General features: G+C 39.7%; 1 pseudogene. It reads right to left on the bottom strand.

From position 1 onward, the window contains the following. Positions 1–285 precede the first annotated feature (285 nt). Positions 286–634, bottom strand: a pseudogene (locus AB4496_RS24240) (hypothetical protein); the annotation flags it as partial.

The raw sequence follows: 634 nt of genomic DNA, 5'->3' as shown, positions 1-634 counted from the left end.
AATCAAGAGAGTGAGAACGTCCGGCGATAGTAAAGCTTGTAGACAGGCGAAACAGCACTTACCAACCAAGAAAAAGTTCAAATACAGTTTTCCAGAAAAGTACATCCGACTTCATATCACAAACTGACCATTATGATGCACTATAACTAAATAATATTAATTTGATTGACTAAAACGTCAATGAATACGAGTGAATTACGGTGATCTGAGTTAGATGTCAGTATGTTGCACTGTCACTTGATATAACAATATGTCTCGTAGGGCGTTCATTTTACTGATATCTATTTAACCGAAGGTGCCAAATGTACACGAATCTTGTTTAGCGACAGCGTGTTTAACGGGGATGCCGAGGTGTTGGCAAGTCATTAGTACCTTTAGTTTTCTATCGGCAGGAGCATGTTCTGAGAGAATCACAGAGCTTATACACTCTTTATTCAGATACAGCTTGTTGCCAATAATCTCTTCATTGGGCAGTACCCAGCGATATTCTTTTTCGTAACGCCAGTTTGAATGTTTGATTCCAAGTACGCTCACGGCTAATTTCGATGCTTTTGACTTAACTAGCGAAGGAGAGCTAAGCATGCTTGGGTTGTCAGTATACTGAACTTCAAAGCAATTGAGATCTGCATCACCG

It is taken from the genome of Vibrio sp. 10N.222.46.A1, from assembly GCF_041473595.1.
Taxonomy (GTDB): Bacteria; Pseudomonadota; Gammaproteobacteria; order Enterobacterales; family Vibrionaceae; genus Vibrio; species Vibrio tasmaniensis_A.
Note: the sequence above shows the minus strand (reverse complement) of the source record. Positions and strands in the feature narration are given on the sequence as shown.